A 5,637-nucleotide genomic window follows, 5' to 3' on the forward strand; every position below is an offset into this window, starting at 1 on the left:
AAGAAGGGTTTTTTCAGAGAATAACTCAGGCACAAATATGATTTTATGTCAACTTAATTTAGATGCGTTTACCCTGGAGGTAATAGCTTGAGAGCATTCTGCCATTTAGTCGGGATTTTGAAGTCCTGAATTAGTGAGAATGTAAGTGGATTCACCAGGAATTCTATTTCTCGTCCTGGCTGTAATCCTTTCAGGACAGTCAATCTGTCTTTATTCGCTGTTGTAAAGTAGACTGTATATAAAGGGTTGCAGATGATATTGGTAGTATGGTTTACTCCACCTACACGCGCACCAGTTTGGTCGAAGTGCTGACGGGGTGATAAACCCGTTAAAACCCATAGCTAACAAAGGTTTGACCGATTTATGGTAAAAAAAGATGGGGTCAATATCGTTAAACAACCCCATCTATAGAAAATGTTACCTCCATTTTACCAAATTTGTTTCCAGAAACAACTGAAACAAGCAGAATACTTAACCCGCTCGTATTTTAATTTTTCTGCTTCAAATCAAGAAACAAGTGAGCATTGAATCCCTGGCAACATTAATGCCTTATCCAATTTTGTTTGAGAGCAGGCGACGAGGGATTCAAAGATTTTTGAAGCTACCGATTCTCAATGTTTAGAAGCTGTGGTTTCCCCTGATTAAATACATTTTAAGAACTAAAGTTAACCAGCAAAAATAGTGGAGAGTTGCCATTGATAGAACGCAGTGGCGGGACAAAAATATTTTTGTCCTCAACCTGATATTTCAGCGGAGAGCATTACCATTATACTGGCAAATCTTACCGAAAAAAGGATGTAGTAATATCCAAGATCAAAAAAGATTGATTGGTCCAATCCTGACCTTGTTAAATAAATATAAATTTGTGATAATAGGAGACCGCGAATTTGGGAGTGTCAAGCTGAGAAAATGGCTGTGTGATAAGAATGTAAGGTTTGTTTTAAGAATACAAAAGGGGCGATATATTGAACAAGCAGGTAAAGAATATAAGCGATTGAGTGAGTTGGGTTTGATGCCAGGTACTAGCTTTTATTTTAGGGATGTTAAAGTGACGAAGCAAACAGGGTTTGGCAAGTTTGATATCGCAGGTTATTGGAAGCGTCGATATCAAGGTCATGTTGAAGAGGAAGGTTGGTATCTCCTCACAAATGTAGGAACTTTAAAAGAAGCTGTGGCTACATTTAGATGTCGAAGTGGGAGCGAAGCTATGTTCAAAGATTGCAAGACAGGAGGCTATAACCTCGAAAAAAGTCACGCTTGTGACGAGCGCTTAAAAACCTTGATTTTATTAATAGCTTTTGCTTATACTTGCGCTATTTTTCAAGGAGACAAAATTAAAAGAATGGGCATTCAAAAATATGTGTGTCGGCTCACGGCTCACAGAAAGTGGGCGAACTGTAGCTCGGCATAGTAGCTTTTGGATTGGATTATCGGGTCAATCCTGGGTATTAGGCATAGAATATTGTCAGGAAATAGTTGTTAAATTAATGAAAATAAGACCTAATAAATTGCCATTTTTTCAGAAGGGTATGAGAGCTATGTCCTTGATTCAGTCTATGTTTTAACGGGGTTGTTACCCCGTCAGGTCGAAGTGTTGCTAAGGACTACTTGCTAGTCCTGAATCATAAACTTCTTTTTTCTCGGTTTCAAAAAGGAAGTGGTTTTTGATTAACAGGTTAGATAAATAACCGGCTGAGATGGAAATACCTCAATCTGCTAAAAAAATCTAGTAGTTTGCCTTGCTTCATATTGCCACCTAGCGTACAAACTGATTATTAAGGCTTTTATGCCTGGTCCAAATTCTCCTTCGTAGCCTAATGGTAATTCTGCTACATAAGTTTTCCCAACTGAGGGTGAGTAATATTTGTGTTTGCGGAATAATATGTTGTCGGTTGCCAAGCTGATATCTTGGATGATTACTTGTTCGTATCCTTTAAATTCTGCATCTGCTGGCAGTTGGTCTGTGGGATATTCTAGTATTTCTTCTCGATCTATTTTAATCGTGGCGTTCTTACTGCGTTTGCTATGCTTTTTTGGCGTTTTTCGCTCTTTTTCTGATGAGTGCTGACTTTTGAATCCTTTGGACTTGGCTTTGATGTCTGGTTTTCCTTGTTCTCCCTTCAATCGGTTATTTTCATCTTTTAACCGTTGATTCTCTGATTCCAAGTCTTTGACTTTTAATTCTAATTGCTCTATTAGGTTCAGTAATATCTCTACTGTGTGACGCATGGATTCGTCTGCAATACCTTTTGGGTCGATGGTTTGCAGTATCTTCAAGGATGACTTATCTTCTGAAATAATCTTTTGCGTCATGTGTCCTATTTTATGACACTTTGTGTACTCTGCTTACTTTTTTTTCTCTGCTACCCCTACTTATTGAGCCGATACCTGTAGCAGATATATTATCAAGTTTTGCCATCACTCGATTGAGACCGAATCTTCGTTTTCCTTGCCCAAATTTGCCCTCTATCGCATTTCTAATCCTCTCATCTTCCAAGGCTTGCTTCTTTTTTGATTTACTCACATTTGCTCTTGGTCTTCCTAGGGGTAGCCCACTGATTCTAATTCCTTTTTCTTTGCACCGTGCTGGGTTTTGCCGATTTCGGTAAATGCGATCGGCATGAACTGATTCTGGATAATATCCTGTGAACCTATGATATGCTTCTACTTGGGCTTTTAAGTCCCCTGATTCGTTAAATTTGTCCCAGCTCATCCGGTCTAAAAATACATATCCTTCAAAACAACTGGCTGATAGTTTGGCTCCAAACTCTACACTTTTTCCGGCTTTTCCTTTGACTATGGGACGAATGTGGGGTTGGCTTAAACTTACTATTCTATCCTCAATACTCTGTTTATCGTTGTCAAATAACCATTGCTGTTGGCGAGCTACTTCTGTGAGGAATAGCAAGGTTTTATATTGCTTTTTCTTCAGACATTCTAGGCTCGCACCTGAATCGATTAACTGTTCAATATGAGCTAGGTTTCTTTTGATATATTGAAGTTGTTTTTTAATTGCCTGTCTTCTTTTGTTGCGGGTGGGTCGTCTTTGTTTCGCTACTGCTAAGTAGTCTTTTCTTGCTAAATTACGGTAGGTCCTGGGTTGTTTATGGATTTTTTCTTTGATTTGTTTATACAGGATGTCTATAATTTTTTCTCTATGAACTTGGGTTCGGTTTAATAATCCTAAGTCGGTCGGATAACTAATATCGGCTGGGGCGCACGTTGCATCTACGATCAACTTTCCGCGATTGGGGGACTCATTTTTGGCATCCGAATCCTTTTTTTTTTGTTTGATTTGGGTGATGGAGCGCATTTTTTCGACCATGCGCTCGTTGACTTTATTAATTAGGTTGGGACTGATTCGTTGCCGAAAATGTACTAATAGGGATGGATCAAATGCGAGTTCATTGCTGTAGCTTGATAGACCGATGAAGTATTGCATATAGGGATTTTCGCGGATCTGTTCGACTGTTTCGCGATCGCTAATTCCTAATTTTTCTTTGATAATTAATGCTCCCAATGCCATCCGAAATGATTTGGCCCTTAAGCCCTTTTCTGTGGGAAAGTTTGCTGCATATTCTGATTCAAATTCCGACCACGGGATTAGTTCGCCCATTTTTACCCAACGGTTGTCAGCAGACAACCTTCCTCCGAAAGGCAGTTCAAACTCGGATGGGGGGCTGGAGGCAAACTCAGCTTTTTTGTACATGATCGCAGGTGGTGATGCACCGGTTTTGAGCTATTTTACCTGTTTATCTTGCACTTCTATTCTCGATCGCGCGAGCGAAACCCAGGCCACGCAATATGCGCTCGATTATTCAGCAAGCCCTAGGTAACTATCCTTTAGTTTAAGTTGTTCTTTAGGTTTATAAATTTCAAACATTAATTGGAAAGTTAACCCATCTACTAGATCATAGATCACCACAGCCACTATGCCATTGTCAATTTTTCCAAGTCGCCCTAAATATTGTCTAGCTATATAATCGGTAGCTTTTCCCTTCTTTGGATCTCCTGTTTCATTAATGATGATAACGATTTTTCGAGCTTTAACAATTCTTAAAATTAATTCTAGCCTTTGCTTTCTCATGGCTTGATCCTCCCAGGGTGATTGAGTAAGAAAGTGATGCAGCCCTTGAGCATTTTCTAGCCCCATTATCTCTGAAATGGCTGGTAGTGTCTTACGTTTAATATCCGAAATTCTACCCGCATGAAGGTGTGTAAAAGCTTCAAAGCTTCTGACTTCTGAAAACAGATTTCTGTAATACCGACAATACTCATCAATCAATTTCAAGGTTGAATCAGCTTGGCGAGGCTTAACCATAGACCCAGCTCAGGTTTGAGAGATTTTGTTCTATAAGACTCTGTTTAGAGTGACAAAAGAGGGGTATAATGCAATACGGTTCAGTTAAGGCTCAAACCGTGGTAAATTAGGTATTGTTTCCAAAAAGGGAGAGCAAGTTAGCGTGCATCTCAAAGAATTCTCACTTTTTATCTCCCAAAATCCCAAGTAAGGAGATATTCAAAGCAATAGAAATGGCTATTCCAGCTACTGCAATCGAACAGGCGATTACTAAAACGAAGGCTGAAGAGAAACGTCATCGCGCCCTGCCAGCACAACTGGTAGTGTGTCTGGTAATCGCCATGAGTCTGTGGTCGAAAGATTCAATGCGGGATGTACTAAAAAATTTAATTGATGGTCTTAATGAAGCATGGATAAAAGTTGGTAGATATTGGCGATTTCCGTGTAAATCGGCAATTACTCAAGCCAGACAAAAATTAGGAGGAGGCGTAATGAGACAGTTGTTTCATTCATTAGTGCGACCAATGGCTACAGTTGAAATACTAGGAGCTTTTATCAACGAACTCAGAGTCGTAGTGATAGACGGAACCTGCTTAGATATCCCAGACAGTGATGAAAATGCTAGGGTTTTTGGTCGTCCGGGTAGCCGTCCCGGTACGAGAGCTGCGTTCCCGCTAGATTAGTGATTTTAGTAGAGGCAGGAACACATTTAATATTTGATGCCTTAATGTGTCCATATAAAATGGGAGAAAGAGTAAGAGCGTTAAAGTTGTTACGCTCAGTAACGCCGGAAATGCTATTGATGTGGGATAGAGGCTTACATTCTTATGCGATGGTAGAAGCTACAGTAAGTAAAGGTTGTGAGTAGAAGAGTGTGAATTCCATCCAACGTTAAATTCTTAAACGAAACACAATTAGATGATGGTTCATATTTGAGTTGGATTTATCCATCGGGCAAATTAAGAAAAAAAGGATTTCAGCCAATAAAAGTAAGAGTAATTGAGTACACAATTGAGAATTACGACCGCCCCGAAGCACAAATTAGATATCGTTTAATTACCAGCTTATTGGAAGCAGAAAAATTTACTGCCCAGTTACTTGCCTGTGAATATCATCAACGTTGGGAAGTGGAGAATACAATTGATGAACTGAAAGTACATTTATTAGGACGTAGGACGAAAAACTCATATTCGTTCTCAAAGACCAAAGGAGGTGGTACAAGAAATATATGGTTTAAGTAGTCAGACAGAATTAATTACGCAAATACATAGTATAATGATATTTGCGGCAAAATTATGAGTTAATTACAGTTTCATATGATGTTTATCAGAGAAATA

Annotated in this window: 2 protein-coding genes and 3 pseudogenes; 2 read left to right on the forward strand and 3 right to left on the reverse strand. The window is 39.2% G+C overall.

The window, feature by feature from the left end; translation table 11 throughout:
• Positions 1-742 precede the first annotated feature (742 nt).
• On the forward strand, positions 743-1,411 hold the full coding sequence (locus QUA45_RS27755) for an IS4 family transposase (RefSeq protein WP_333223076.1): 669 nt from the start codon (positions 743-745) through the stop codon (positions 1,409-1,411).
• Between the two features lie 305 nt (positions 1,412-1,716).
• Here QUA45_RS27755 and QUA45_RS27760 read toward each other — a convergent pair whose 3' ends face one another.
• The 3 genes and pseudogenes from QUA45_RS27760 to QUA45_RS27770 form a co-directional block, all read right to left on the reverse strand.
• The gene (locus tag QUA45_RS27760; protein WP_333223074.1) at positions 1,717-2,313 is read right to left on the reverse strand and encodes a hypothetical protein; all 597 of its coding nucleotides are present in this window, start codon (positions 2,311-2,313) and stop codon (positions 1,717-1,719) included.
• Positions 2,314-2,383: 70 nt separating this feature from the next.
• Positions 2,384-3,709: pseudogene (locus QUA45_RS27765) on the reverse strand (IS5 family transposase); the annotation flags it as partial.
• A gap of 123 nt (positions 3,710-3,832) precedes the next feature.
• Positions 3,833-4,321 (reverse strand): annotated as a pseudogene (locus QUA45_RS27770) (transposase); the annotation flags it as partial.
• Between the two features lie 212 nt (positions 4,322-4,533).
• On the opposite strand from QUA45_RS27770, the pseudogene QUA45_RS27775 reads away from it, so the two are divergent.
• Positions 4,534-5,530 (forward strand): annotated as a pseudogene (locus tag QUA45_RS27775) (IS4 family transposase); the annotation flags it as partial.
• Positions 5,531-5,637: the final 107 nt, after the last annotated feature.

The sequence above is a fragment of the Microcoleus sp. Pol12A5 genome (assembly GCF_036701435.1).
In the GTDB taxonomy this organism is placed as follows: domain Bacteria; phylum Cyanobacteriota; class Cyanobacteriia; order Cyanobacteriales; family Microcoleaceae; genus Microcoleus.

Excerpts from the sequence above, each read along its gene's own strand:
- QUA45_RS27760 (WP_333223074.1), bottom strand. The coding sequence starts at position 2,313 with ATGACGCAAAAGATTATTTCAGAAGATAAGTCATCCTTGAAGATACTG.